The sequence below is a fragment of the Streptomyces malaysiensis subsp. malaysiensis genome (assembly GCF_040653035.1).
Lineage (GTDB): Bacteria > Actinomycetota > Actinomycetes > Streptomycetales > Streptomycetaceae > Streptomyces > Streptomyces malaysiensis.
Genome location: NZ_JBEZNG010000001.1, coordinates 725,402 through 751,555, shown reverse-complemented (window position 1 = coordinate 751,555; position 26,154 = coordinate 725,402). Strand labels below are relative to the sequence as shown.

18 protein-coding genes are annotated in these 26,154 nt (G+C 71.6%); 14 read left to right on the top strand and 4 right to left on the bottom strand.

The window, feature by feature from the left end; translation table 11 throughout:
* Positions 1-18 precede the first annotated feature (18 nt).
* Entirely contained in the window at positions 19-1,230 is a 1,212-nt protein-coding gene (locus AB0E24_RS03290; protein WP_069865530.1) for a pyridoxal phosphate-dependent aminotransferase, read from the bottom strand.
* A gap of 266 nt (positions 1,231-1,496) precedes the next feature.
* Between AB0E24_RS03290 and AB0E24_RS03285 the strand changes: the two genes are divergently transcribed.
* From AB0E24_RS03285 to AB0E24_RS03260, 6 genes are all read left to right on the top strand, one after another.
* Positions 1,497-3,122, top strand: a complete 1,626-nt coding sequence (locus AB0E24_RS03285; RefSeq protein ID WP_186000237.1) for an ABC transporter substrate-binding protein — start codon at positions 1,497-1,499, stop codon at positions 3,120-3,122.
* Positions 3,123-3,127: 5 nt separating this feature from the next.
* Positions 3,128-4,087, top strand: a complete 960-nt coding sequence (locus AB0E24_RS03280) for an ABC transporter permease (RefSeq protein ID WP_147967460.1) — start codon at positions 3,128-3,130, stop codon at positions 4,085-4,087.
* Complete coding sequence (locus tag AB0E24_RS03275) at positions 4,084-4,998, top strand: ABC transporter permease (RefSeq protein ID WP_187286920.1); 915 nt, start codon at positions 4,084-4,086, stop codon at positions 4,996-4,998. Before AB0E24_RS03280 ends, AB0E24_RS03275 begins: the two co-directional genes overlap by 4 nt.
* Positions 4,998-6,980, top strand: coding sequence for a dipeptide ABC transporter ATP-binding protein (locus AB0E24_RS03270; RefSeq protein ID WP_359374604.1), 1,983 nt, complete (start codon positions 4,998-5,000; stop codon positions 6,978-6,980). Before AB0E24_RS03275 ends, AB0E24_RS03270 begins: the two co-directional genes overlap by 1 nt.
* A gap of 671 nt (positions 6,981-7,651) precedes the next feature.
* Entirely contained in the window at positions 7,652-9,664 is a 2,013-nt protein-coding gene (locus tag AB0E24_RS03265; protein ID WP_359374602.1) for a CocE/NonD family hydrolase, read from the top strand.
* Positions 9,661-10,308 (top strand): TetR/AcrR family transcriptional regulator, encoded by a 648-nt coding sequence (locus tag AB0E24_RS03260; protein WP_231981315.1) that lies wholly within the window; start codon positions 9,661-9,663, stop codon positions 10,306-10,308. The genes AB0E24_RS03265 and AB0E24_RS03260 overlap by 4 nt, the downstream gene beginning before the upstream one ends.
* A 203-nt stretch (positions 10,309-10,511) precedes the next feature.
* On the opposite strand, the gene AB0E24_RS03255 is transcribed toward AB0E24_RS03260, so the two are convergent.
* On the bottom strand, positions 10,512-11,495 hold the full coding sequence (locus AB0E24_RS03255; protein ID WP_102937420.1) for a quinone oxidoreductase family protein: 984 nt from the start codon (positions 11,493-11,495) through the stop codon (positions 10,512-10,514).
* A 98-nt stretch (positions 11,496-11,593) separates the two neighbouring features.
* On the opposite strand from AB0E24_RS03255, the gene AB0E24_RS03250 reads away from it, so the two are divergent.
* Positions 11,594-12,250, top strand: coding sequence for a TetR family transcriptional regulator (locus AB0E24_RS03250; RefSeq protein ID WP_107474548.1), 657 nt, complete (start codon positions 11,594-11,596; stop codon positions 12,248-12,250).
* A gap of 155 nt (positions 12,251-12,405) precedes the next feature.
* Here AB0E24_RS03250 and AB0E24_RS03245 read toward each other — a convergent pair whose 3' ends face one another.
* Together AB0E24_RS03245 and AB0E24_RS03240 are read right to left on the bottom strand one after the other, a co-directional pair.
* A complete protein-coding gene (locus AB0E24_RS03245; RefSeq protein ID WP_359374600.1) occupies positions 12,406-14,022 on the bottom strand; it encodes an N-acyl-D-amino-acid deacylase family protein in 1,617 nt (538 codons plus the stop codon).
* An 874-nt stretch (positions 14,023-14,896) separates the two neighbouring features.
* Complete coding sequence (locus AB0E24_RS03240; RefSeq protein ID WP_359374598.1) at positions 14,897-16,186, bottom strand: amino acid deaminase; 1,290 nt, start codon at positions 16,184-16,186, stop codon at positions 14,897-14,899.
* A gap of 239 nt (positions 16,187-16,425) precedes the next feature.
* Between AB0E24_RS03240 and AB0E24_RS03235 the strand changes: the two genes are divergently transcribed.
* The 7 genes from AB0E24_RS03235 (at position 16,426) to AB0E24_RS03205 (ending at position 25,987) form a co-directional block, all read left to right on the top strand.
* Entirely contained in the window at positions 16,426-17,571 is a 1,146-nt protein-coding gene (locus tag AB0E24_RS03235) for a sugar kinase (protein ID WP_359374780.1), read from the top strand.
* Positions 17,568-18,401: an IclR family transcriptional regulator gene (locus AB0E24_RS03230; protein ID WP_359374596.1), complete on the top strand. Its 834-nt coding sequence runs from the start codon at positions 17,568-17,570 to the stop codon at positions 18,399-18,401. Before AB0E24_RS03235 ends, AB0E24_RS03230 begins: the two co-directional genes overlap by 4 nt.
* Entirely contained in the window at positions 18,398-18,811 is a 414-nt protein-coding gene (locus AB0E24_RS03225; protein ID WP_079258784.1) for a RidA family protein, read from the top strand. Before AB0E24_RS03230 ends, AB0E24_RS03225 begins: the two co-directional genes overlap by 4 nt.
* A gap of 313 nt (positions 18,812-19,124) precedes the next feature.
* A complete protein-coding gene (locus tag AB0E24_RS03220) occupies positions 19,125-20,597 on the top strand; it encodes a GntP family permease (protein ID WP_069864583.1) in 1,473 nt (490 codons plus the stop codon).
* A gap of 318 nt (positions 20,598-20,915) precedes the next feature.
* Positions 20,916-21,857, top strand: a complete 942-nt coding sequence (locus AB0E24_RS03215; RefSeq protein ID WP_102937415.1) for an ABC transporter ATP-binding protein — start codon at positions 20,916-20,918, stop codon at positions 21,855-21,857.
* The gene (locus AB0E24_RS03210; protein WP_359374593.1) at positions 21,854-23,230 is read left to right on the top strand and encodes an ABC-2 transporter permease family protein; all 1,377 of its coding nucleotides are present in this window, start codon (positions 21,854-21,856) and stop codon (positions 23,228-23,230) included. Before AB0E24_RS03215 ends, AB0E24_RS03210 begins: the two co-directional genes overlap by 4 nt.
* Before the next feature lie 6 nt (positions 23,231-23,236).
* On the top strand, positions 23,237-25,987 hold the full coding sequence (locus tag AB0E24_RS03205) for a bifunctional YncE/alkaline phosphatase family protein (protein WP_359374591.1): 2,751 nt from the start codon (positions 23,237-23,239) through the stop codon (positions 25,985-25,987).
* Positions 25,988-26,154: the final 167 nt, after the last annotated feature.

Sequence of the window (26,154 nt, the reverse complement as noted above, 5' to 3'; positions counted from 1 at the left end):
AGGACAGGAGCCCCAAACTCAGGGCTGGCCGTAGCCGTCCAGGAAGTTTCCGATTCGGGTCACCGCGTCGGCGAGATCCTTCTTGGCGGGGAGCGTGACGATACGGAAGTGATCCGGCTCGGGCCAGTTGAACCCGGTGCCGTGCACGATCATGATCTTCTCGGCCCGCAGCAGATCAAGGACCATCTGCCGGTCGTCCTTGATCTTGTAGACCTTGGGGTCCAGCTTGGGGAACGCGTACAGCGCGCCCTTGGGCTTCACGCAGGTCACGCCCGGGATCTGGGTCAGCAGATCGTACGCCGTGTCCCGCTGCTCCAGCAGCCGGCCGCCGGGGAGCACCAGGTCGTTGATCGACTGACGGCCGCCGAGCGCCGTGGCCACCGCGTGCTGCGCCGGCATATTGGCGCACAGCCGCATATTGGCCAGGATCGTGAGCCCCTCCAGATAGCTGGCGGCGTGCGCCTTGGGGCCGCAGACCGCGAGCCAGCCGCTGCGGTAGCCCGCCACCCGGTACGCCTTGGAGAGCCCGTTGAAGGTGAGGGTCAGCAGATCGGGGGCGACGGCGGCGGTCGGGGTGTGGGTGGCCCCGTCGTAGAGGATCTTGTCGTAGATCTCGTCGGAGCAGACGATCAGCCGGTGGCGGCGGGCGATATCGGTGAGGCCGCGCAGCGTCTCCTCGCCGTAGACGGCGCCCGTGGGGTTGTTGGGGTTGATGATGACGAGCGCCTTGGTGCGGTCGGTGACCTTGCGCTCGATATCGGCGAGGTCCGGCAGCCAGTCCGACTGCTCGTCGCAGCGGTAGTGGACGGCGGTGCCGCCGGCGAGTGAGACCGCGGCGGTCCACAGCGGATAGTCGGGGGCGGGGACGAGGACCTCGTCGCCGTCGTCCAGCAGCCCCTGCATCGACATCTGGATCAGCTCGGAGACGCCGTTGCCGAGGAAGATGTCCTCGACGTCGAGGTCGATGCCCTGGGTCTGGTAGTGCTGCATCACCGCGCGCCGCGCGGTCAGCAGCCCCTTGGCGTCGCCGTAGCCATGGGCGTCGCCGAGGTTGCGGAGCATGTCCTCGAGGATCTCCGGGGGGCATTCGAAGCCGAAGGTCGCCGGATTGCCGGTGTTGAGCTTGAGGATGCGGTGTCCTGCCGCCTCGAGTCGCATCGCCTCCTCGAGCACCGGGCCACGGATTTCGTAGCAGACGTTGGCGAGCTTTGTGGACTGGATCACCTGCATGTCGGCCACCTTACGGCGGAGCATCCGGGGCCGCTCGGTGTTTTTCGCCACGTGGACCGTGTACGGGGGCGCCGGGTGGTGGCGGCCGCGACCCCGTGCGCCGCCCCGGAGCGGCACCTCGCGCGGATGACTCGCGCGGATAACGAGTCTGTTTCCGGCGTTAATTTCCGCGAAAGAAGGGTTGGCCCGAACGGGTTGCGTGGTTATCGTTCACGCACTTCACCCAATCGTTCGGCTGAACGAGTAAGGGAAGGGTACCCCCGTTCATGTCCCCGTTGATGTCCGAGATCTCCCACCGAACAGCCCACGCCGCGGCCGGGATACCGCGGCGGTCGGTCCTCACCGCCGCGGCGGCCGGCGGCGCGCTCGGCGGCTCCGCCCTTCTGACCGGCTGCTCGGGAGCCGCCTCCGCGTCCCCGTCCAGGGCCGTGCCCACCCGCGGCCCGGCCGGGCGCCCCGACCGCGGCGGCACGCTGCGCATCGCCCGGCCGCCCGCCTCCGACGCCGAGACCCTCGATCCGGCGAGCGCGCTGTCCGCGTACGAATACCTCGGCGCGCTCTACAACCGCCTGGTCCGGATCGGGTCCGACGGGGCCGTCGCCCCCGACCTCGCCGAGTCCTGGGAGCCCGACGCCAAGGCCACCACCTGGACCTTCCGGCTGCGCCGCGGTGTCACCTTCCACGACGGCCGCGCCTTCACCTCGGCCGACGCCGCCTACACGCTGCGCCACATCCTCGACAAAGCGACCGCCTCCCCACAGGCCCCCGTGCTGTCCCCGCTGGTCGACCCGGCCCGGCTGCGCACCCCCGACGCCCACACCCTGATCGTTCCGCTGAAGAGCCCGCACGCCGAGTTCCCCAGCCTGCTGACCCACTACAACTGTTATGTCGTCCCCGAGGGCAGCGCGCGCTCCATCGGCCGCACCGGCATCGGCACCGGCCCCTTCCGGCTCGCCTCCTTCACCGCCGCCGGGCCCGGCCGGGTCACCGCCTACCCCGACCACTGGGCCGGGCGCCCGGTGCTGGACGCCATCGACTTCTACACCGTGGCCGATATGCAGGCCCGCTCCAACGCCCTGCTCGCCGGGCAGGTCGATCTGCTCTCCCAGACCAATCTGGACTTCGCCACCGCCAGGGTCATCGCCGCCTCCGACCGCGCCACCATCGCCCGCGCCGAGAACGCCCAGTGGTACGTGCTGCCGATGCTCACCACCGAGAAGCCCTTCACCGATGTGCGGGTGCGGCAGGCGATGAAGCTCGCCTACGACCCGGCGCACATCCTGAAGGCCGCCCTCCAGGGCGCGGGCACGGCCGGCTGGGACAACCCCGTCCCGCCGAACGACCCCGCCCACCTCGCGGCCCACCCCGCCCACGACCCCGAGCAGGCCCGCCACCTGCTGAAGAAGGCCGGGTACGAGCGGCTTGCGGTGGACCTCTACACCTCCGCGTACGACCCGATCTTCACGCCCATGGCCCTCGCCTACCAGGAGTCGGCCGGGCGCGCGGGCATCCGGATCCGGGTCAGGACGGCGGCCGCCGACTCGTACTACACCCAGATCTGGATGAAGAAGCCGCTCATGGCCACCTACTGGTACACCGGGCGCCCCATCGACCAGCTGCTCAACCAGGTCTTCCGCGGCGGCTCCTCGTACAACGAGACCGCCTGGTCCGACAAGGAGTTCGACGCACTGCTCGACCGGGCCCGCCGGGAGATCGACGAGCACCGCAGGCGTGAGCTGTACGGACAGGCGCAGACGCTCGTGATCGAGCGGGGCGGGGCGATCACCCCGATGTTCGCCGACCGGCTCGTCGGGATCTCCCGGAAGGTGCGCGGCTACGCCGAGCACGGCTTCGAGTTCGACTACCTCCACATCGGCCTGAAGGGGGCATGAGCGGCATGCTCACCTTCCTCGTCCGCCGGGTGGTCGCCGCGCTCGGCACCCTGCTGCTCTCCTCGGTCCTGGTCTTCCTGGCCGTCCAGGCGCTGCCCGGCGATGTGGCCACCCAGGTGCTCGGCAGGGACGCCACCCCCGACGCGGTCGCCGCGCTGCGCAAGCAGATGGGGCTGGACCAGCCCGCCTGGGAGCGGTACGCGGAGTGGATCAAGGGCGCGCTGCACGGCGACTTCGGCACCTCGCTGGTCACCACCAAACCGGTGGGCGGCGAGGTCGCCCAGCACCTCGGCAACTCCGCCCTGATCGCCGTCGTCACCGTCCTCTTCGCGGTGACCGGCTCCCTCGTCCTCGGCATCCTCGCCGGGCTCTACCGCGACCGCTGGCCCGACCACCTGATCTCCACGGTCAGCCTGATCGGGATGAGCGTCCCCGAATTCGTCGTGGCCACCGTGCTGGTGCTCGCCTTCTCCGTCACCGTGCCGGTGCTACCCGCCGTGGTGCTGTACGGACCGGGGGCCGGGGTCGGACAGCTGCTCCCGGCGGTCTGGCTGCCCGCCGCCTCGCTCGCGATCGTCATGGCCGCGTACATCGTGCGGATGGCCCGCACCTCGGTGATCGACGTCATGGCGAGCGAATACGTCACCACCGCCCGGCTCAAGGGGCTGTCCACCTGGCGGGTGGTCACCCGGCACGCGCTGCCCAGCGCCCTGCTGCCCACGCTCCACGTCATCGCGCTCAATGTGGCCTGGCTGGTCGGCGGGGTCGCCGTGGTCGAGAACGTCTTCAACTACCCCGGCATCGGCAAGCTGCTGCTCACCTCCGTCCAGAACCGGGATCTGCCCGTCATCCAGGCCATCGCCCTCATCAGCGCCGTCGTCTACGTCGTCTGCAACCTCGCCGCCGACATCGGCTCCATGGCCCTCAACCCCAGGCTCCGCACCCGAGGAGGGAGGATCCGATGAGCTTCCTGAAGGCATCCGCGGGCGTTGCCCCCGCCGCCGTCCCGCCGTCCGCGCCCGTGCGGTCCGGTTTCGCCGCCCGCACCTGGCGCACCGTGCGCTCCTCCCGCCCCGCCGCCATCGGGCTCGCGATCGTCGCCGTCCATGTGGTGGTCGCGCTGCTCGCGCCGCTGCTCACCCCGTACCACCCCACCACCGGCGACGCCTCGCACGCGCTGCTCGGGCCGAGCGCCGACCACTGGGCGGGCACCGACCAGTACGGGCGCGATGTGCTGACCCGGGTGCTGTACGGCGGGCGGTACGCGCTCGGCGTCTCCGTCACCGCGACCGTCCTCACCATCGCCCTCGGCGCCGTCCTCGGCTGCGCGGCCGCGCTGCGCGGCGGCTGGCTGGACGATCTGCTGATGCGCGTCCTGGACGCGGTGCTGTCCATCCCCGCGATCCTCGTCCTGCTGGTGATCGTCACCGCGCTGGGCACCGGATCCTCGGTCATCGTGCTGGCCATCGCCGTCGTCTGCGTACCCCAGGTGGTGCGGGTCGTGCGCGGCGCCGCGCTCGCCGTCGTCCCCCAGGACTACGTCACCGCGGCGCGCGCCCGCGGAGAGTCCACCTGGGCGATCCTGCGGCGCGAGGTGCTGCCCAACATCACCGACGTGGTGTGCGTCGAATTCGCGATGCGGGCCTCCTGGGTGGTGCTGCTGATCTCCTCGCTGTCCTTCCTCGGCTTCGGCGCCGATCCGCCCACCCCCGACTGGGGGCTGATGGTCTCGGAGAACCGCACCGCCATCACCGTCGTCCCGATGGCCAGCCTCGCGCCGATCATCGCCCTGGCCACGATGGTGGTCGGGCTCAACCTCGCGGCCGACGGCCTGTCCAAGGCGTGGGGCGTGGACCGGATCAGGGAGGGCGCGTGATGACATCGCTTCCGGCCCCCATCGTTTCCGCGGACGAGCTGTCCGTCGCCTACCGCTCCGGCGGGCGCGAGGTGCCCGTCGTCCACGAGGTGTCGCTGGCGGTGCGCCCAGGCCGGACGCTGGCCCTGGTCGGCGAGTCGGGCAGCGGCAAATCGACGGTCGCCGCGACGCTGCTGGGGCATCTGCGGCATGGATCGCGGATCACGGGTGGGCGGGTCGCCGTGGACGGCCGCGATGTCTTCGCGCTCTCCGCGCGGGAGTTGCGGCGGCTGCGCGGCGGTACGGTCGCCATGGTCGCCCAGAACGCGGGCCACGCGCTGACGCCGTCCATGCGGATCGGACGGCAGATCGCGGAGGCGGGCGGCGAAGTGCCCGTCACGGAGCTCCTGGAACAGGTCCGGCTGCCGCGCCCCCGCGAGCTCGCCCGCCGCTATCCGCACGAACTCTCCGGCGGACAGCAGCAGCGCGTCGCCATCGCCATGGCCATCGCGGCCCGGCCCAAGGTGCTCGTCCTGGACGAGCCCACCACCGGCCTCGACGTGATCACCCAGCGCGGGGTGCTCGACCTGATCGGCGCCCTGCGCGAAGAACTCGGCCTTGCCGCGGTGCTGGTCAGCCATGACCTCGGCGTGGTCGCGCACATGGCCGACGAGGTGTGTGTGCTGCACGCCGGGCGCGTGGTCGAAGCCGCCCCCACCCGCCGCCTCTTCACCGCCCCCGCCGCCCCGTACACCCGCCGTCTGCTGTCCAGCGTCCCCCGCGTCACGGACGCCGGACTCGCGCTGGTCGGCGAGGACGGCACACGCGAGATCCGCCCCAGGGCGGAGGTGCCCGCGGACGCGGCGGAGGCGGTGTCCGTACGGGACGTGACGATCGACTACGGCACCGCCATACGGGCTGTGGACGGGGTCTCCTTCAGCGTGCGGCGCGGGGAAGTGCTGGCCCTGGTGGGCGAGTCGGGAAGCGGTAAGTCGACGATCGCGTGGGCGTTGGCGGGGCTGCGGGTGCCTTCGGGCGGGCGGATGAGGGCGGTGGCGGGGGGTTTGCCGGGTGGTGCGGCAGGGGGCTCGGCTGAGGGCTCGGCGGGCGCTGTGGCCGGCCGCTCGTCGGGCGGTTCGTCCGGTGGTGCTTCCGGCGGCCCCTCTGCCGACTTGTCCGGTGCTGCGTCTGACGGCTCGGCCGGCGGCTCGCCCGGCGGTTCGCCCGGCCTCTCGCCCGGCGGCTCGGCTGGCGGTTCGCCCGGCGGCCGGTCCGGCGCCTCGCCCGGCGCCTCGCCCGGCGGCGATAGGGATCTGGGGGTGCCCGCGCGGCGGCGCCCGCTCGCTCTGCGCCGCACCGTTCAGCTCGTCTTCCAGAACGCCGACACCTCGCTCAATCCGCGGCGTTCGGTGGGCGACGCGGTACGGCGGCCCCTGCGCTTCTTCGGTACGGCGGGGTCGAGGGGCGAGGCGGCGTCGCGGGCCCGGCAGCTGATCGCCGACGTCCGCCTCGACCCCGACTTCGCCGACCGGCTGCCCGCGCAGCTGTCCGGCGGCCAGCGACAGCGGATCGGGATCGCGCGGGCGCTGGCCGGGGAGCCGGAGGTGCTGATCGCGGACGAGATCACGACGGGGCTGGATGTGTCCGTGCAGGCCGAGGTGTTGCGGCTGCTGGACGATCTGCGGCGGGAGCGGGAGTTGGCGTGCCTGTTCATCAGCCATGACCTGGCGGTGGTGCGGGGGATCGCCGACCGGGTGGTGGTGCTGCGGCACGGGGTGGTGGTGGAGGAGGGGCCGACGGATGTGGTCTTCGCGGATCCCGGTCACCCGTATACGCGGGAGTTGATGGCGGCGGCGTTGGAGCCGGGGCCGGAGCCGGAGCGGGGGGTGGGGCGGGTGGTGGCGGTGGTCGAGGGCTGGGAGGACGCGGCTGAGCCGGATGCGGTCTGGGATGAGCTGGGTGGGGGGCATCGGGTGCGGCGCTGGCGGTCGGCGGATGGTTAGCCCCCACCCCGCCCCTTCCCGAACCGGGGCTCCGCCCCGGCCCCCGCAGGGTGAAGCCCAGGGCTTCACCGCCGGGCGCGGCCCGGTGGGCGGGTTGTGCCCATCCGTCCCTCCCCCAGCTACCGCTGGGAGGTGCCCCCTCCGCGGGACGATTGCCCACAACCGACAAGCGCCTTCGGCGTTTGAGGGGCGGGGTCCGGGGGCGGAGCCCTGGGACTGCCTGCCGCAGGGGCGGGCCCCTGAACCCTGGGCTTTCGTCGCCAGGTGCGGCCCGGCGGGCGGGTTGTGCCCACCCGTCCCGCCCTGCGGGACGATTGCCCACAACCAGGTGCCGTGCGCCCCGCCGGGTGGAGTCTTTGGCTCGCGCCCAGCTTGCCGTGGCGCAGACCAAGCCTCTCCGGCGTTTGAGGAGCGGGGTGCAGGGGCTGGGGCCTTGGTTTCGGGGAGGGGTGGGGTGGGGTGGGGGAAGGTCCGCCGCAGGCGTGTGGCCGGAGCCTTGCCCGGCGGAGCGTCTGGGGCGCGATCAAGCCGCGGGGCGTGGCTCAAGCCTCTCCGGCGATTGAGGAGCGGGGTGCAGGGGCTGGGCCCTTGGTTTCGGGGAGGGGTGGGGTGGGGGCTTGTTGCCGGAGGCGTTCACCGGCCGTGGACAACACACCAGGCAGAGGAGATACGTGAAGTACCGCGAAACCTTCGACCGCGAGGTCCACGTCGAGGACGTATGGATCCCCACCCGGGACGGGAAGACGCGGCTGCACGCCCGCATCTGGCGGCCGGCAGACGCGGAGACCGCCCCCGTCCCCGCCCTGCTGGAATACCTTCCGTATCGCAAGAGCGACTGGACGGCCCCGCGCGACGCGCAGCGTCACCCCTGGTACGCCGGGCACGGTTACGCCTCCGTACGGGTCGATCTGCGCGGCAGCGGGGACTCCGAGGGCGTGATGCTCGACGAGTACACCGCGACCGAGCTCGCCGACGGCGTGGATGTCGTCAATTGGCTGGCGCGACAGCCGTGGTGCACCGGCAAGGTGGGGATGTTCGGGATCTCCTGGGGCGGGTTCAACTCGCTTCAGATCGCCGCCCTGCGCCCGGAGCCGCTGAAGGCGATCGTCACGGTCTGTTCCACGGACGACCGTTACGACAACGACGTCCACTACACCGGCGGCGCCGTCCTGGGCATCGACATGCTCGCCTGGGCCGGGACGATGCTCGCGTTCACCGCCCGCCCCCCGCACCCGGCCACGGTCGGCGAGGACCGCTGGCTGCCGATGTGGCGGGAGCGGCTCGACGCGCTCGAGCCGTATCTGCACACCTGGCTCGCCCACCAGGAGCGGGACGACTACTGGCGGCACGGCAGCGTCTGCGAGGACTACGGCGCGATCGAGGCCGCCGTGCTCGCGGTCGGCGGCTGGGCCGATCCGTACCGGGACACCGTGCTGCGCCTGCTGGAGCACCTCGACGCGCCGGTGCGCGGGCTCATCGGCCCCTGGTCGCACCAGTACCCGGACCGGGGGCTGCCGCCGGGCCCGGCGATCGGTTTCCTCCAGGAGACGTTGCGCTGGTGGGACCACTGGCTCAAGGACGAGCCGACCGGTGTGCTGGACGAGCCGATGCTCCGCGCCTGGATCAACGACCCGGTGCCGCCCGCCACCTCGTACCCGACCATGCCCGGCCGCTGGGTCGGCGAGGACGCCTGGCCGTCGCCGTCCGTCAGCTGGGACGAACGCCCGCTCGGCGGCCGGGACGACGAGCCGGTGATCGTACGCTCGCCGCTGCACACCGGGCTGGACGCGGGCCGTTTCTTCCCCTTCGGCAACGCCACCGATCTGCCGCCCGACCAGCGCGAGGAGGACGGCCGTTCGGTCTGCTTCGACTCGGCGCCGCTGACCGGGAGGGTGGAGATCCTCGGCCGGGCGCGGGTGCGGCTGCGGCTGGACAGCGCCACCCCGCGCGCCCATGTCATCGCCCGGGTCTGCGATGTGGCGCCCGACGGCTCCTCGACCCTGGTCACCCGTGGGGTGCTCAATCTGCTGTCCCGCAAGGGGCGGGAGCGGGCGGTGGAGTGGGAGCCGGGGACGTACGAGGACGTGGAGTTCGAGCTGAACGCCACGGGGTACGCCTTCCCGCCCGGCCACCGCATCAGGGTCGCCGTCTCCGATGCGTACTGGCCGTGGGTCTGGCCGCACGGCGAACGCGGCCGGCTGACCGTACGGCCCGGCCGGAGCGCGCTGCTGCTGCCCGTACGGGATCCGGGCGCCGACGCGGGCCGTCCGCCCATCGTCTTCGAGTCGCCCGAGCAGGCCCCGCCGCTCGCGGTGACCGTGGACCCGCCCGTCGGGGCCCGCCCCGAGCGCCTCGTCACCCATGACGTCGCGACGGGGGAGTGGGTGCTGGACGTGGACCCCAACTACGGGGGCTCGCGCACGTATCCCGACGGACTGCGCTACGAGGAGAGCGCCCGCGAGACCTACCGCATCCGATCCGGCGATCCGCTGTCGGCCGTGGCAAGCTCTCGGTGGACCATCCGGCTGCGGCGCGGGGGCTGGGACGCGGAGGTCGTCACCGCCGTGGAACTGCGTGCCACGGCGGAGGAATTCATCATGGACAGCAGCATCGAGGCTCGGGCGAACGGAGAGACAGTGGTCACGCGCGCATGGCATCGCACCACGCCGAGGACGTCCGCGTGACGTCCCGTTCCGAACGCCGCCCGCCGCGCCGCGCCGTCGCGGCCTCCGCCCGCACCCGGCAGCCCACCGAGGTGCGCCGCCGGCTGATCGTGGAGGCCGCGGTGCCGCTCATCGCCGAGCGCGGCACCGCGGCGGTGGGGGTGCGCGAGGTGGCGGCCGCGGCGGGGGTGTCGGTCGGCACGGTCACGTACCACTTCGAGAGCGTGCAGGAAGTCCTCTCCGAGGCGATGGTGCTGCATATAGAGCGCTACTACGCGGCGCTCAGCGAGGCCGCCGCGAAGGCCACCAGCGGGCCGGAGGGGCTGCGGCTGCTCATCGACGCGCTCTTCACGGACGATACGGACCGGCACTGGCGGATGTGGTTCGACTACTGGAACGCGGGCGAACGGGACCAGACGTTCGCCCGTGGCCAGGCCGAACGGTACGAGCGCTGGCACGAGGAGATCCGGGCCCTGGTGGAACGGGGCCGTGTCGAGGGCGAGTTCCACTGCGAGGACCCGGCCGACTTCGCCCTCCGCTTCTCGGCCCTGGCCGACGGCCTCGCTCTGCGCCGCCTCCGCCAGGTGCCCGCGCTGACCGTGGCCGACGCCCGGCGCCATCTGCGGCGTTTCGTGGACGCGGAGCTGCGGGGCACGGCGGCCTGAGCGCTCCGCTGAAAGTGCCCTGACCTGCCGTCGATCGTCCGCGGCGCCGTCGTGGCGCCGGTCGCGCCCGCGCGGCGGAGCCGCATATCGGCACAGCCCCGCGCCCCTTTCGGGGCGCCACCGAACCGCGGCCGACTTCCGCCGATCCGCTCAGGGGCTTGTCGCCCGCACGGGGGCGGTGGCCCCGCACGGGGCCGTCGTCCTCACGGGGTGAGGACGATACGGCCGTTGGCCGAGTGGTCCTCCAGCCGTTGGTGCGCGGTGGCGGCGTCCGCCAGGGCGAGCGTTTCGATCTCCACGTCGGCGAGGCCGTCGGCGACCGCCTTCAGCGCGGCCCGCGCGGCCGGTGCGAAGGTCTCCGGGTGCGTCGGCAGATAGCCGCCGGAGTTGAACCCGGTGACGGTGAAGTTGCCGTACCAGATCCGGTTGCCGTCGATGCCGTGGTTCCAGTCGCCGCTGGCGTTGCCGACCAGCAGAAGGCGGCCAGAGGGGGCGAGCAGGTCCAGGCTCCGTGTGCGCACGAGACCGCCGACCGGGTCGACGATGACATCGAACTTCTCACCGTCGAGGGCGTCCGGCAGCCGGGCGGAGTCGACGACGGTGTCGTACGGCAGCTTGGTGGCCGCCGCCGCTGCCATCCGCTCGGCGCGGACCGTGCCGACCACCCGTGCGGCGCCCAGCTGCCGCGCGATGCCGGGGAAGGCGGCCGACAGCGCGCCCAGCGCCCCGTGGACGAGGACGCTCTCGCCTTCGGACAGGCGGCCGGCGCGGGTGAGCGCGACATGGGCCATCAGCGCGTTGGGGATCGCGGCGACGGCGAGGGCGGGGTCGATGGAGTGGCCCTCCGTCGAGACGACACTGGCCTGATCGGCGATGAACACCGACGCGTACCCACCCTGCCCATCGCCGGAGGAGAGCGACACCACCTTCTCCCCGAGCGCGAACCCGGTCACTCCCTCGCCCAGCGCGCGCACGGTGCCGGCCACCTCGAGACCGGGAACGTAGGGCGGTTGCGGCAGCCCTTCCCGGTCCTTGTAGAGCCCTTGCCGGATGTAGACGTCGATGAGGCCGACGGCGGCGTGGGTCACATCGATCGCGACCTGGCCGGGGCCGGGTGCCGGATCCGGCAGCTCGGTGAGGGCGAGCACACCCGGTTCGCCGAACCGGGTCACCTGTATGGCCTGCATGGCGATTCCTCTCGATGTAACGCACCCCATGATGCGTTAAATCGACGCTACCACGACGGACGGGGGTAACGCATCTTCGCGTGCGTTAAGCTGCTGGGGTGCATCAACGAGCTCGATCGGCCGAAGACAAAGCACGCCGTGCGGACGATCTGCTGAAGGCGGCGGAGGCGCTCGCACGCGAACTCGGCGGCGTCCGGTACGTCACGCTGGCGGCGGTCACCGAGCGGGTCGGGCTGCACCGCACCGGTGTGCGGCGGTACTACGCCAGCAAGGAGGAACTGCTGCTCGAACTGGCCGAGCGGAGCTGGGGCCAGTGGCGTGACGCGATCAGGAGCGCGGCCGGGGACCGCACCGGCCTCGGGCCCGCGCGGACGGCGGCGGTGATCAGCGAGACCCTGGTCGCCCTACCGGTGTTCTGCGACCTCCAGACGCACGTCACGCTGTACCTCGAAGGCGACGTCGACATCGACCGGGCCCGCCGGTACAAGACCAACGCCTTCGCCGCCCACGATGAGATCGCCACCACGCTGGATCGCGCGAGCACCATGACGATCGAGCAGATCGCCGACTTGCTGGCGGCGGCGATCATGCTGGCCGCCGGGTTCTGGCAGGTCTCCCATCCGACCCCCACCCTCGCGGCGCTGTATGAGCAGGAGCCGAGGTGGGGCCATGTCGCGCTCGACTTCGGCCCGCGCCTCAAGGGGCTGCTCGAAGCGTGCGCGGTAGGGCTCGACTCCGCACGATCCGATCGCTGAAAGCTCGTGGGAAGGGGGCTGGGCCGCCGGGCCCGGCCCCCGCGACCGTTCTCAGCAGGTCAGAGGAAGTCCGCTACGGTTCGGGCAGCGCCCCGAAGGGGCGCGGGGCTGTGTTGATATGCGGCTCCGCCGCGTGGGCATAGTGCAAGGACCCCTTAGGCGCGGCGGATCGCGCGCCCCGCGAGGACGTCCGTCCGCCGCCCGTCCTCGATGATGAAACGGCCGTCGATGAGGACGTGCGGAATGCCGGTCGGGAGGGTGCGCGGGGCCTCGAACGTCGAGCCCGCCGCCACCGTCTCCGGATCGAAGAGCACGAGGTCCGCGCGGTAGCCCTCGCGGATCTGCCCGCGGTCGGGGAGGCGGAGGCGGGCCGCGGGGCGGGCGGTGAGATGGGCCACGCACTCCTCCAGGGTGAGGACGCCCAGCTCACGGACGTAGCGGCCCAGGTACTGAGGGAAGGTGCCGTACGCACGGGGGTGCGGCTTGGCGCCGTGCAGGATGCCGTCGCTGCCGCCGGTGTGGGCCGGATGCTTCATGATCGTCTGGACGTTCTCCTCATGCCCGACGTGCTGGAGGATCGTCGGGCCCAGGTGGTCGTCCAGGAGCAGGCGGCGGGCGGTGACCCAGGGGGCCTCGCCGTGCTCGCGGGCGCTGGCGGCGACCGTTTTGCCGATGTAGCGGCTCAGGGCCGGGTCGCTCACACCGGAGATCTCGATCGTGTCCCAGTCGATGGGCACCCCGTGGCAGCCGTCCGCGCCGTCCACCTCCATGACGTGCCGGATGCGCTCCGCTTCGGCGTCGTCGCGCAGGCGGGCGAGGGCCGCGTCGGGGCCGCCCTCGGCCGCCCAGCTGGGCAGCATCGCGGCGAGCGTGGTGCAGCCGGGGAGGTAGGGGTAGGTGTCGAGGGTGATGTCGGCGCCGTCGGCGATCGCCGCGTCGAGGAGGGTGAGCAGTTCGGGGGCGCGGCCCTTGTTGACGTCGAAGTTCATGGTGGCGTGGGCGAGATGGAGCGCACAGCCGGACTCCCGGCTGAGGGCCACCATCTCCTCGTAGGCGCGCAGGGCACCGGCGCCGTACGAGCGGTGGTGCGGGCAGTAGTAGCCGCCGTACGCGGCCACGACCCGGCACAGCTCGGTGAGTTCGGCGTCGGAGGCGTACATCCCGGGGGTGTAGGTGAGCCCGGAGGACAGCCCGACGGCCCCCTGTTCCAGCCCCTCCGCCACCAGCGCCTTCATCCGCCCGACCTCGGCGGGCGTCGCGGCACGGTCCTCCCAGCCGAGGACGAGCATGCGGACGGTGCCCTGGGGGATGAGGTACGCGGCGTTGACCGCGATGCCCTGGCCGTCGAAGCCGTGGTCGAGACGGTCCAGGAACTCGCCGACGGTGCGCCAGCTGAAGTCGATGTCGGTGCTTCCGGGCCCACCGCCGTTCCAGCCGGTGATGGCGGTACGGATCTGGGCGAGGGTGCGGTCGTCCACGGGCGCGTACGAGAGCCCGTCCTGGCCGATGACCTCGAGGGTCACGCCCTGCGCGGCCTTCGCGGAGTGGTCGGGGTCGCGGAGCAGCGCGAGGTCGCTGTGCGCGTGCATGTCGATGAACCCGGGGGAGAGGACGAGCCCGTCGGCGTCCACGACCCGTCTGCCCGTTGGCCGTGCCCCGCTCCCCTCGGCCACGACGGCGGCGATCCGCCCGCCGTCCACGCCGACGTCCGCCCGGTAGCGAGCCCGTCCGGTCCCGTCGATGACATGCGCGTCCCGGATGACCAGGTCCATGAAATACCCTCTCCTCCAGCCAATCGCGCCTACGGCGCGCTGTACGTTCCCCACCCACCCACTTCTGCCCACGGTGGGAACCCCCCCCCGGGTTCCCCACCCCCCGGGAGGCGGCCTGTGGGTGGCCGGGCCGGTCCCGGGTTTTCGGGCGCCGCCCCGGACCGGGACCGAGACGGTCGGACCCGCCCCGGGGCGGCGACCCCGCCGGAGCATTGGACGGCCCCCGGGCGGGCTGTCGACCCGATCCTGCCCCGCCCGACAGAGTTCGGGCCCCTGCCCCACCCCTGGGCTCCGGCTGGCCGGTCCCGGGTTTCGGGGCCGGGCTCGGTCAGGCCCGACGCCCTTCGTGCCCCCGGCCCGGCCTCGGGCCTCGCGGCCCGCGAGCCGGGTGGCCTGCGCTTGCCTGGGCCCGACCTCGGGCCCGGCGCCCGTTCTCCCCGCCCGAGCCTGGCGCAGGTTCCAAGGGCTTCCGCGAGCCGGGCGCCTATGGCACGTAGCGCCTGCCCGAGGGAGCCCCCGGCGCCGCTCCGGGGCTCCGGGCCGGGACCAAATCGCTGGGCCCGGGGCCCGGAGCCGCGCCCTGGGCGGTTGCCGGGCTGGTTCCGGGTTTCGGGTCCCCGCCCGGCAGGGTTCGGGGCGGGGTTCCGATGGGGCTGACGACCCTGGTGGGGGCTGGTGTTGGCCACCGGCGGCCCCGGGCGGGTTGTCGGGCCGGTCCCGGGTTTCGGGTCTCGGCTGGCGGGTCCGGGGCGAAGCCTCAGCGGGGGCCGGGGCGCGGCCCCAGTGGGGTTTGGGGCGTAGCCCCGGTGGGGGGGGCGGGGCGTAGCCCCGGTGGGGTTTGGGGCGTGGCCCCGGAAAAGGGCGGGTGGGTGGGCTAGAAGAACGTGCGGATGTAGTCCGTGACCGTGCCGTCCGCCTCCGCCACCGGGATCAGCTGCCACTTGTCGAAGCTGGTGCAGGGGTGGGAGAGGCCGAGGCCGACCCAGTCGCCGACTTCCAGGTCCGTGCCGTCGGCGACGGTGACCCAGGCGTGCTGGTCGGAGAGGGCCGTGACGGCCAGGCCCGTGGCGGGGCGGGTGGTGGCGTCGCGGGCGGAGCGGATGAGCTGGGGTTCGGGCATGTCGAGGTCGTAGGCCGCGTCCCGCTTGCCCGCGTTGAGGAACGCCTGGCCGGGTTCGGGGCGGGAGACGACCTGGGCCCACAGGCGGAAGGCCGGGTGGAGTTCGCCTTCCTCCGGGACGCGGTTGAAGGGGGTGAGATGCCGGTAGTGGCCGTCGTCGTGGGAGACGTACGCCCCCGAGCGCAGCAGCTTCAGTACGGGCCGGGACAGTGTGGGCAGTTCCGCGAAGACGTCCGCCACGGCGTCGAACCACGCGCTGCCGCCCGCGCTGACGACCACCTCGTCCACCCCCTCGAAGCGGCCCGCCGCGTCGAAGTCCGCGGCCAGCGCGGTGAGCTGTCGCAGCCATGCCCGTACCCGCTCGCCGTCCGGCTTCGGCACCTCGCCCTCGTAGCCGGCCACGCCGACCAGCCGCAGGGTCCCGGTGGCCGCGACCGCGTCGGCGACCGTCGCGCACTCCGCCTCCGTACGGATCCCGGTGCGCGCGCCTTCGCCCCCGCCGAGTTCGACGACCACATCGACCGGCCGCCGCGCGCCCGCCTCCCGCAGTGCCGCGTCCATCAGCTCCACACCGCGCACCGAGTCGACGTAGGCGATGAAGCGGAAGTCGGGGTCGGCGTCGAGTTCGGCGGCGAGCCAGTGCAGGGCGGCGGCGTCGACGACCTCGTTGGCGAGGAAGATCCGCTGGATGCCGAAGGCCCGGTAGATCCGTACCTGGGTGGGGACGGCCGCGGTGATGCCCCACGCTCCGTGGGCGAGCTGGCGCTCGAAGAGCTGAGGGGCGAGGGAGGTCTTGCCGTGCGGGGCGAAGGCGAGCCCATGGGCGGCGGAGTAGCGCTCCATCGCCACCAGATTGTGCTCCAGCGCCTCGGCCGACAGCGCCAGCACGGGCGTGGTGAAGCCGCCGGTGAACAGCGAGCGCCGCTCGGCGGCGAGCTCGCCGACGGTGAGGCCCTCGGCGTTCGGCGGCAGCCCCTTGAAGCGGTGGTCGACGCGCTCCCGGGCGAGGGCGGCGACGGCCTGGTCGCTGTGGTCGGTGGCCATGGAGCGCCTCCATAACGATTCCGGTTGCAATCTCTGCAACGTTCATTGCGCATAACGCTTAGCGCTGTCTAACATCCCGCCCAGCACCGGGTCAACGGTGTGTGGCTGACCCCCCATCCGTCCATCCACGAGGAGCGAGACCGACCGTGTCCCCTCTCTCCAGCGTCGAGCCCGCCGACGGCGTCGCCGACGCCGACGCCGACGCCGTCGATGTTGACGTCGTATGTCTCGGCGAGTCGATGGTGACCTTCGTGCCGTCCCGTCCGGGCCGGCTGGCGGATGTCCCCTCCTTCGCCCGGGGCATCGGCGGCGCCGAGTCCAACGTCGCCTGTGGCCTGGCCCTGGCCGGGCACAGCGCGCGCTGGATCAGCCGGGTGGGCATGGACGGCTTCGGCGAGCACCTCGTACGGGAGATCGCGGCCACCGGCGTGGACACGGCGTACGTCCAGCGCGATCCGTACCGCCCCACCGGTATCTACTTCCGTACGGCGGGGGAGCGGGCCGTCGGCTCCGAGACGGCTAACTCGGGGACAGCTAACTCCGGGACGGCCAGCTCCGGGACGGCCAGTTCCGGGACAGCCGACTCCGAGACCGCCGACGGCGGCCCCACCGAGCCGCTCGCCGAGGTGGTCTACTACCGGGCCGGATCCGCCGCCGCGGCCATGTCCCCCGAGCTCATCCCCCGGGAGCGGGCCTGGTCCGGCCGGGTGCTCCATCTGACCGGGATCACCCCGGCCCTCTCCGGCGACTGCCGGGCCCTGATGCGCGAGCTCACCGTCCGCGCCCCCGGCCGTCCCCTCGTCTCCTTCGACCTCAACTACCGGGTCTCGCTCTGGCGGAAGGGGGAGGCCGAGCAGAACGCCGAATCCGGCCCCGCCGTCCTCCTCGGCCTCGCCCGCCGCTGCGACCTCGTCTTCGTCGGCGAGGACGAGGCCGAGGCGGTCTGGGGGGTGCGCGGCCCCGAGGCGATCCGGGCGGCGCTGCCCGAGCCCGAGGTGCTGGTCGTCAAGCAGGGCGGCGCCGGGGCCACCGCCTACGCCCGCCGGCCGGACGGCACCGACGCCATCACCTTCGAACCCGCCCTACGGGTCGATGTCGTCGCCCCCGTCGGCGCGGGCGACGCCTTCGCCGCCGGTTTCCTCTCCGGCACCCTGCGCGGACTGCCCGTCGCCGAGCGGCTGCGCCACGGCCACCTCATGGCCGCCGCCGTGCTCACCGTCCCCGGCGACCTCGGCGCCCCGCCCGCCCGGGACCGCGCCGACCACCTGGTGGCACTCGATGCCACGCGGTGGGGCACACTGCGATTCGGCCCCGGCTGGACAGATCTGCCGAGTCCCGCCGAAAAGTGGGCCGAGACCGCAGCGGTGGAGGTAACCGACCCATGAGCCAGACCGTCGACCGAGCGCTGAGCATCCTGCCGCTGCTGGCGGAGGGGCCGGCCAATCTGGAGCAGGTCGCCACGCGGCTGGGCGTGCACAAGTCGACCGCGCTGCGGCTGCTGCGCACCCTCCACGAGCACGGCATGGTCTACCGCCAGCAGGACCAGCGCTACCGCCTCGGTGCCCGCCTCTTCGCGCTCGCGCAGGAGGCGGTCGAGAACCTCGACGTACGCGAGATCGCCCACCCCCATCTGGTGACGCTCAACGAACGCTGCGGGCACACCGTGCATCTCGCGGTGTACGAGGAGAACGAGGTGCTCTACATCGACAAGGTGGAGAGCCGCTACCCGGTGCGGATGTACTCGCGGATCGGCAAGCCCGTGGCCATCACGGTCGCCGCCGTGGCCAAGCTGCTGCTGGCCGATCTGCCCGAGCCCGAGCGGCGGGCGCTGGCCGAGCGGCTCACCTACCCCGCGTACACGGCCCGTTCGACGCCGAACGCCGCCGCGTTCCTCAAGGAGCTGGCGACCGTGCGCGAACAGGGCTGGGCCACCGACTTCGGCGGCCACGAGGAGTCGATCAACTGTGTCGGGGCACCCATCCGGGGAACGGACGGCCGGGTCGTCGCCGCCTGCTCGGTGTCGGCGCCGAATGTCGTGGTCAGGGCCGAGGAACTGCTCTCCCTGCTGCCGCTGGTGCGCCGCACGGCGGACGAGATCAGCCGGGAATACTCGGGCGGCGGGCCGGCGTCCGCATCGGTGTCCCACGCCTCGCAGAACCCCTCCCAAGTAACAGCCGAAACACCCGAGAAGAGAGCCGAGGAGACCTCCTCATGACCGAGAAGCTCCAGAAGACCGCGATCACCCCGGCCACCCACACCGCCCCGCCCGCCAAGTTCTCCCACGGCGTGAAGAAGGGGAACATCCTCCAGGTCGCCGGTCAGGTCGGCTTCGGCCCCGCCGTCCCGGGCCAGGCCCCCGCCCCCGTCGGGCCGGGCCTGCGCGAGCAGACCCTCCAGACCCTGCGCAATGTGCAGTCGGTGCTGGAGGAGGGCGGCGCGAGCTGGGAGGACGTGGTGATGGTGCGGATCTACCTCACCGACACCGGCCACTTCGCCGAACTCAACGAGATCTACAACGAGTTCTTCGCCGACCTCAAGGAGGTCCCGGCCGCCCGTACGACGGTCTACGTCGGCCTCCCCGCCGGTCTGCTCATCGAGATCGACGCCCTCGCCGTCCTGGGCTGACCCCCGGACTTCGGGCCGACCCCCGGACCGACCCCCAGACTCCGGGCCGACCCCCGGACTCTGGACCGACCCCCGGATTCTGGGCCGACCCCCGGACTCTGGGCCGACCCGGACTTCGGGCCGACCCCGAACCCCCGCGGCGGGCGGGAGCATTCCCCGCCCGCCGCGGGTTCCACCCCTGACTCGTCCTCACCGTCCCCGTCGCCGGAAGCTCGAGCACTGATCACCCGCACCCAGGTTCTGCCCCAGGCTCCCTCAGCGCGCGGCCCCCCGCCGTGCGGCGATACCCCCTACCCACATCCCGGAGTACCCCATGATGTTCGCGGCCGCTCCCGCTGCCGAGACACCACCGCACACCGGTGGTCTGCTCGCCCTCATCGACGGCACCGCCGGTCTGCTGACCGTCGCCGCCCTCGGTATCGCGCTACTGCTCTACCTGATCATCAAGGTCCGGCTCCAGCCCTTCGTGGCGCTGCTCGGCGTCTCCATCGCGGTTGGTCTGGCCGCCGGTCTCTCGGTCACCGAACTCTTCGGCACGGTCCAGAAGTCGGACGCCGTCTCGCTCATCGAATCCGGTATGGGCGGCATCCTCGGCCACATAGCCATCATCATCGGCCTGGGCACCATGCTCGGCGCGATCCTGGAGGTCTCCGGCGGCGCGGAGGCGCTCAGCGCCCGGCTGCTCGGCCTCTTCGGGGAGCGGCGGGCGCCGCTCGCGATGGGGCTCACCGGCCTGATCTTCGGCATACCCGTCTTCTTCGACGTCGGCATCTTCGTCCTCGCGCCGATCGTCTACGCGGCCGCCAAGCGCAGCGGCAAGTCGATCCTGCTCTACGCGATGCCGCTGCTCGCGGGGTTGTCCATGACCCACGCCTTCCTTCCGCCGCACCCCGGCCCGGTGGCCGCGGCCGGACTGCTCCATGTCGACCTGGGCTGGGTCATCCTGATGGGCATCGTCGTGGGCATCCCGTCGGTGCTGGCCGCGTGGGGCTACTCGGCCTGGATCGGCAACCGCATCTTCGTGCCCGTACCGCAGGACATGGTCGAGGCGGCCGAGGAGTCCCGGGAGGCGGTCGCGGCCCAGCAGCGCGCGGCCGGCACCACCCCTGCGGAGCAGCCGGTCTCGGTGGCCACGGTCCTCGGGATCATCGGCACCCCGCTGGTCCTGATCCTCTGTGCGACCTTCTCCTCCGTCGCGCTGGACCCGAGCACCGGCCGCTCGGTCATCGAGTTCTTCGGCCACCCCTTCGTGGCGCTGACGATCGCCCTGCTGCTCGCCTACTACCTGCTGGGCATCCGGCGCGGCTGGTCCCGCAAGTCCCTGGAGACCGTCTCCACCGCCTCCCTCAAGCCCGTGGGCAACATCCTCCTGGTGGTCGGCGCGGGCGGGGTCTTCGGCGCGGTCCTCAAGGGCAGCGGTGTCGCCCAGGCCCTGGCCGACGCCTTCGACAGCGCGGGGCTGCCGGTCATCGTGCTGGCCTGGCTGATCTCGGTGGTGCTCCGGGTGGCCCAGGGCTCGGCGACGGTCGCGATCGTCACGACGGCGGGCATCGTCACCCCGATGCTCTCCGAGGGCGATTACTCCCAGGCCCATCTGGCCCTGGTCATCATGTCCATCTCGGCGGGCTCGATCTTCGCCTCGCACGTCAACGACGGCGGCTTCTGGATGGTGGCGAAGTACTTCGGCATCTCCGAGAGCGACACGCTGAAGTCCTGGACGGTCCTGGAGACGGTGCTGTCCGTGGCCGGTTTCGTGGTGGCGGCGCTGCTGAGCATCGTCATCTAGCGGACGGCGCCCGCATGACACGACGGCCCTCGAATCCCGGCGGAAACCAAGGGGATTCGGGGGCCGTCGCCGTCGGCTCAATTCCGCTCCGTGCCCAGTTGGCATTCACCGCGGTATTCACCATTGCAACTCATTCATGGGAGCATCCAACTTTGCTCAAATGATGGCAAAGAATGCCGGTTGAAGCGGAGAGTTCCCGCTCGGCGGCGACATCGCGAATGCCACGTCGTTTCGTGTTCTACGTACATTCAACTCTCCATTCCATTGCGCGGCATGATCAATCCATAGGGTCCTTGAGGCATTTGAAGGAAGGGACCCATGGAAGAACTCCGCGCAATCCGGGCTCGCGGTGTCACGAAGAGCTTCGGTGATGTCGTCGCCCTGGACGGCATCGATCTCGATGTAACGCAGGGTCAGCTCCACGGCCTGGTCGGACCGAACGGCGCCGGGAAAACGACGTTGCTCGGCCTTCTGCTGGGGCTCGCGGTGGCCGACAGCGGTCGTCTGGAGATCCTGGGTACACCGGTCGAGCGGGCACTCGACGCCCCCGACGGTGTCGCCGGCTTCGTGGACGGCCCCGCCCTCTACCCCTCGCTCACCCCACGGCAGAACCTCGCCGCGCTGGCCGCACTCCGCGGCCACGGCGCGCGCACGGCGGGGATCGACGACGTACTCGCCGAGGTCGGTCTCACCGACGTCGCCGACGACCGTACCCGCGGCTTCTCCCTCGGCATGCGCCAGCGGCTCGGGCTCGCCGCCGCCCTGCTGACCAGGCCCCGGCTGCTCGTGCTCGACGAACCGTCCAACGGCCTCGACCCGGCGGGCAAGAAGCATGTGCACGGTGTCCTGGGCCGGCTCGCGGCCGACGGAACCGCCGTGGTGCTCTCCAGCCACAACATGGACGACCTCGAGGCGCTGTGCTCCGAGGTGACCATCCTGGCCGCCGGACGCGTCGTCTTCTCCGGCCCGCTGTCCAAGCTGGCCACCGAGAACCGTGAACTCGACTACCGGCTGCTCACCTCCGACCCGCGCGCCGCGCGCCGGCTGGCGGACGAGGCGCCGGGGATCGAGGTCGTCGAGGACGCCGGGGTAGGGCAGGACGCCGAACCGCTGGTCGTACGCGCCCTGGTGCCCGCCCTCGACCAACTCGTGGTGCGGCTCGTGGAGGCGGGCGTCGCGCCGCGCGAGCTCACTCCCGTGGTGTCGCCGCTCGAAGCCGCGTTTCTCGCCCTCACCGAGCGACAGGAGGCGGCCGGATGACCGCGACCCTCACCCAGCGCCCGGAACAGGAGCACGAGCGGGCCACCGGGGGCCGTCGCGCCCCCATCGCCCGCGCCTGTCGCTTCGAGTTCGTCAAGCTCGTCTCCCAGTGGCGGATCCGCCTGCTGGTCCTCGCCTGCTGGATCGCTCCCGCCCTCTTCGTCGCCGGGGTGAGCCAGCAGAGCACGCTCCCCGTCGACACCCTCTTCGGGCGCTGGATGCTCGCCTCCGGATGGGCCGGGCCGCTGGTGCTGCTCGGTTTCGCGGGGACCTGGGCGCTCCCGCTGCTGACCTCGGTCGTGGCCGGTGATGTGTTCGCCTCCGAGGACCGGCTCGGCACCTGGCGCCATCTGCTCGTCGCGGTCCGCTCGCCCCGGCGGATCTTCGTGGCGAAGGTGGCGGCCAGTCTCACCGTCCTGCTGCTGCTCGTGGCCGGGCTCGCGATCTCCGGCACCGTCGGCGGCCTCCTCGTGGTCGGCAACCAGCCGCTGGTCGGTCTCGACGGCCATCTCCTGGCCCCGTCGGACGCCGCCGTCTCGGTCCTGCTCTCCTGGGTCTGTGTCCTCGCCCCGACCCTGGCGCTCGCCGCGCTCGGCTTCCTCGGCTCGGTCACGCTGGGACGGTCCCCGATGGGGCTGCTGGTGCCCGTGCTCGTCTCGCTCGCGATGGCGGTCGCCCAGATGCTGCCGCTTCCGGTGGCCGTGCGCGTCGCCCTGCCGAGCTACGCCTTCATCTCCTGGAACGGCCTGTTCACCAGCCCCCGGCAACTCGGCCCGCTGCTGATCGGCATCGTTGTCAGCCTCGTATGGGCCGTGGTCGCGACGGCGCTGGCGTATGTGCTCTTCGTACGGCGCGACTTCACCAGCCTGGCCCACGACGGTTCGGGCCGCCGCGCGATCACCGTCGGAGTCCTGCCGCTCGTCGGGGTGGCCGCCGCGTCGTTCGCCGTCGTCGCCGCGACGACCTCGGCGACGGGCTCCGGGATCGAGCAGGACAAGGTCCAGCGCTCGCTCGCCACCGCGTTCGCGCACCTGTACCGCATGCAGACCGACCAGCTCAACCGGCCCGCCGTCACCGAGGCCCAGTTGAAGGCCACGGCGTCGTGCAACAAGGGGAGCACCAGGGTCGCGGCGGAAGGCCCGGGCAACGACTGGCGCTGCGTCGTGACCTGGCACCTCCCCGGCGTCGAGGCCACCGGACAGGCCATCTACCAACTCGACGTCACTCCGGACGGGCGGTTCATGGCCGATGGCGATGGACCGAAGGAAGTGAACGGCTACTTCCTGGTGCGGACCCCCGACGGGGACGCGCCGAACCCGCTGTGGCAGTTCGACGGCAACGTCGAACTGCTCGACACCACCCCGAAGGGATAACCCTCAATGCAGGTCACTCGCCGCCGTAAACTCGTCGAGGAAGCCCGGATCAGCCTCATCAGCAGACGCATCGGCCGCCGGATACCGCTGTTGACGGCGGGCACCACCGCTGTCGCCCTCGTGGCCGCCGGTACGGCGCTCGCGCAGACCCACCAATTCGGCACGGACCAGGTCGGTCAGGTCACCGAGAACGGCCAGGTCGTCTCCAGCAACCAGTACATCGCCCCGTACGGCGACCGTCTGGTCATCAACCAGGGCAAGATCATGTCGTCCTCGGTCAGCCCGGACGGCACGCACATGGCCGCCTCGGTCACCGACGGCGGCGCGGCCCTGGCCATCGTGGACCTGAAGAACTGGAAGACGCAGCAGCTCGTCAGCAGCGCCGCGTCGTCGAACCCCCGCATCAGCAGCAACAACGTGGACCAGGAAGGCCCGACGTACTCGCCCGACGGCAAGCAGCTGTGGCTGGGCCAGCCGGACGGCTACACCGTGTTCACCGTGAACGCGGACGGTGGCGTCTCCAGCCCGCGGACCGTCGCCATCCCGGCGGACGGCTCCAAGCGCGCCCTGGTGGGCGAGGCCGTGTTCTCGGCCGACGGCAAGACCGTGTACTCCGCGGTCAACGGCCAGAACCGGGTCGTCTCCATCGACGCGGCCACCGGGACCATCAAGCGGAGCTGGGCCGTGGGCAACGCCCCGCGCGACATGGCCGTCGTCGGCGACAAGCTCTACGTCAGCAACGAGGGCGGCCGCCCGGCCAAGCCCGGCGAGCCCACGATCAACTCCTACGGTACGCAGGTACTCGCCGACCAGAAGACCGCCGCCACCACCAGCGGCACGGTCAGCGTCATCGACCTGGCGAACCAGGACGCCGCGGTCTCCAGCATCGAGGTCGGTCTGCACCCGACCGCCGTGTACGCCAAGAACGGCGTGGTCTTCGTCACCAACACCGCCGACAACAATGTGTCGGTCATCGACACGGCGAAGGACAAGGTCGTCCAGACCATCTCCACCCAGCCGTGGGCCAAGGCCCGGGTGGGCTACGAGCCCGACGCGGTGACCCTCACCGACGACGGCCACCTGCTGGTGACCCTCGGCCGCGCCAACGCCGTCGCCGTCTACAAGTTCACCTCCGCGCAGGAGCCGGTCTCTTACGTCGGCCTGCTGCCCACGGACTACTTCCCCTCGGAGATCACCACCTCGGGCAACCAGGTGTACGTCTCCAACACCCGTGGCGTCGACGCCCGCCGCAAGGCCACCGGCGGCCGTGGCACCCACGACACGACGTCGAGCGTGCAGAAGTTCACGCTGCCCGACGACAGCGTGATCAGGTCCTACACCGGCAAGGTCTTCAAGCAGAACGGCTGGAACGGCGAGTCCCTCAAGAAGACCGACGGTGCCCCGGCCAAGCCGGTGCCGGTCCCGGTCAAGCTCGGCGACCCCTCGACGATCAAGCACGTCTTCCTGCTCGTCAAGGAGAACCGGACCTATGACCAGGTCTTCGGTGACATTCCGAAGGGCAACGGCGATCCGTCGCTGACCGAGTTCGGCGAGAACGTCACGCCGAACCAGCACGCCCTGGCCAACCAGTTCGGCCTGTACGACAACACATACGACATCGGCACCAACTCCGCCGAGGGTCACAACTGGCTGATGCAGGCCGACAACCCGGAGTACACCGAGTCCTCGGCCGGTGAGTACACCCGCAGTTACGACACCGAGGACGACGCCCTCGGCCACCAGAAGACCGGCTTCATCTGGACCGGTGCGCAGGCGGCCCACAAGTCCGTCCGGAACTTCGGTGAGTTCCAGCAGTTCCTGACCAAGCCGTCGGGCGCCAGCTGGCAGAACCTGTACTGCGACACCAAGAACATGGCGGCGACCGGTCAGGACACCGCCTACCCGCTGAACTCGACCTCGCCGATCCCGTCGCTCAACGATGTGTCGGTGCACGGCTTCCCGAAGTTCGACACCAGCGTCCCCGACGTCTACCGGGCACAGATCTGGAAGAAGGACTTCCGGAAGAACGGTCCGGCGAACCTGAACATGTTCTGGCTCTCCAGCGACCACACCGGTGGCCCGGTGAGCCCCGCCTCCCAGGTCGCGGACAACGACCTCGCCGTGGGCCAGATCGTCGACGAGATCTCGCACAGCAAGTACTGGAAGGACTCGGCGATCTTCGTCGTCGAGGACGACTCCCAGGCGGGTCTCGACCATGTCGACGGCCACCGTGCCCCGGTCCAGATCATCAGCCCCTGGGCCAGGCACGGCGCGGTGGACAGCCACTACTACTCGCAGATCAACATGGTGCGAACCATCGAGCAGATCCTCGGGATCCAGCCGATGAACCAGAAGGACACCGCGGCCACCTCGATGGCCTCGGCGTTCACCCGGGACCCGGACTTCACGCCGTTCAAGGCGCTGCCCAACCGGACCTCGCTGACCGACGGTGTGAAGACCGCGCCCTCCTGTGGTCTGGACACCCCGGCGGCGCAGAGCCTGAAGGCGGCGGCCGTGCCGTCGTCCTCGGTGCCGGCGGATATGAAGAACGTCGCCGCCGAGTGGGACCAGTGGAAGTCGAAGCAGCGGCTGACCGGTCCCAACGCCGTTCCGGACTACGCTCCCCCCGCCCAGATGAACCACCTCACGTGGTACCAGACGCACAACTGGGCGAAGCCGTACCCGGGTGAGAAGAAGATCTACGCTCCTCAGGACGTGCCGGGCGCATACATCCCGTCGGCGGAGAACGACGGCTGACGCTCACACTCACGCTCCGGGTGGCCCCTGGCCGGCGTCATCGCCGGTCAGGGGCCACCCGCGTGGTGGCCCGCATCCTCTGTCCCGTGGCCTGTGCCGACTATCTCCCCACCTGGGTCACGAAAATCTATCCTGGCGGGAGTAGACATTGGGCGGTGGCGTGGTTA